The organism is Corallococcus terminator, assembly GCF_003611635.1.
In the GTDB taxonomy this organism is placed as follows: domain Bacteria; phylum Myxococcota; class Myxococcia; order Myxococcales; family Myxococcaceae; genus Corallococcus; species Corallococcus terminator.
Genome location: NZ_RAVZ01000641.1, coordinates 1 through 1,927 on the forward strand (window position 1 = coordinate 1; position 1,927 = coordinate 1,927).

General features: G+C 69.3%; 2 protein-coding genes. One reads left to right on the forward strand and one right to left on the reverse strand.

The genetic code is table 11. The annotated features are described in order from the left end of the window. Positions 1 to 230: 230 nt before the first annotated feature. Positions 231 to 596 (forward strand): hypothetical protein, encoded by a 366-nt coding sequence (locus D7V88_RS41045; protein WP_120545900.1) that lies wholly within the window; start codon positions 231 to 233, stop codon positions 594 to 596. Between the two features lie 20 nt (positions 597 to 616). Here D7V88_RS41045 and D7V88_RS41050 read toward each other — a convergent pair. Next, the coding region (locus D7V88_RS41050) for an AAA family ATPase (protein ID WP_120545901.1) at positions 617 to 1,927 on the reverse strand (1,311 nt) is incomplete at its 5' end.

Below are 1,927 nucleotides of genomic sequence, written 5' to 3' on the forward strand. Positions count from 1 at the left end.
AACACTTCTAGCTTCGTCGGCAGCGTCAGATGTGGATAAGAGACAGCCCCACATGAAGGGTCGCAGGCTCCCCAGTCAGGGGGAAGTGCCCCCGCCGTCTTGCCTCCTGAGACTCCAGGTGCCCCCCTGGGTCAGCGTCACCACCATTTTTCATCACGCGACGCATAAAAGCCGCGAGCCAAGGATTTTGTTGTCGGACGTTCTGACATTGAGGGGGCGAAGGTCTAAGAATGGTGATCGTGAATCTGCATGCCTTCGGGGAGTTCGTTCGCACGCATCGTCCGGCCCTGGAAGTTCGGGCCGCGAAGCTGTGCGCGGGCAGCACCATCGATTCCACGGAGCTGGTGGGCGAGACGTTGGAGCGCGCCCTGTCCGTGTTCGAGCGGTTGCAGGACCAGGACACCGCCACGGTGACGCAGTGGCTGGACGGTGCCATGGGTCGCTGCTTCGCGCGGATGGGAGGCCAGGTGCCGGAAGCGAAGCCGGCGACGGCGGACCTCCAGCAGACCTTCGACATGCTGCGCGCCCGCTTCCGTGAGGTGTACGGACAGCCGGTGTTCGGCAAGCGCGCGGGTGTGACGGGCTGGCGGATGTAGTGCTGCCCGGGCGCCCTGCCTCAGGGCGCCGGGCGGTGGCCGGACAGCGTCTCCACGTAGGACGCGGCCACCTGGAGGAAGCGGCCTCCGCGCACGCCGGTGAGGTACTGGCGCTTCATGGCGCGGGTGGCCCCCACGTAGAACATCGCGCGGCGGATCCGTTCGTGTTCGCGCTCGGTGCGCTGGCGGGCGCCCGCCATCCACGCCTCGATGGAGTCCAGCGCCTCCAGGCCCGCGAAGAACACGACGGGGCACTCGTGGCCCTTGCATGAGAACACCGTGGTGGCGCGCACGTGGTCCACGCCGCTCACCCGGAAGTCCGCCACGTCCCGTCCGCCCTTGCCGCCGTAGGCCTCCGCGGGCACGCCCGCTTTGCGCAGCGCGTCCGTGAACGACGCGGGCATCACGGGCGCCACCACCAGGATGTCGCCGGGGTGGACGTGCTCCTCGCGCACCAGCCGCGCCACCTCCTTCGCCACCCAGCGCGCCTCGCTGTTGCTGGAGGCGAAGGCCTTCACCTGGGGCAGCACGCCGCCTCTCTCGGTGGACTGCACGCGGTAGAGCCCCTCCAGCGTCTCCTCCGGCAGCCACAGGAGCCGTTCGCGGGCCAGCTCTCCGGCCTTCATGTATTCGCGCATGCCGGGGTCGGTGACGCGGTGCTGCCGCAACGGATCCAGCACCACGTTGAAGGCCACATCCAGGATGTCGCGCGTGGCGCGGAAGGTCTCCTTGAGCACGCGGGTGCGCCCCCGGAAGGACAGCCCTTCGGGGAGCTGCTCCTTCAGCGTGTCGATGGGCGCCTGGCCATAGACGTTCTGCGAGTCGTCCATGAACAACTGGAAGCAGCGGGACTCGCGGCCGTCCTCCCCCACGCTCGGGCGCACCAGCGCGTGCAGGGACGCCAGTGACTTCGCGTCCATGTCCTGCGCCTCGTCCACGAAGACGGCGTCGAAGGCGTGAGGCTCCAGGCGACGGAGCGCGCCCACGTGCTTCACCGTCACCTGGGCCTTGAGCGCGCGCACCTTCTCCGCGCCCGCGCGCACGGTGAGCGCTTCGACGAGGAGCTTGTCCACGAGCGGCGCGAGCGAGCGGTTGTAGAAGGACACCAGCACCCGCGCGCGCGGGTTCTCCAGCAGGTAGCGCGCGGCCCAGTGCGCCAGCACGTACGTCTTGCCGCTGCCGGCCACGCCGCGCACCAGGTGGTGGCCGTCGTCGAATCGGCGCTCGAAGAGGGACACCTGCTCCTGGGTGAAGAGCGGTCCCACGTCGCGGCCACCCTCGATTTCGCCGCCCAGGCCCACCGGCACCAGCGGTGGCGGAGGGGGCGGAGG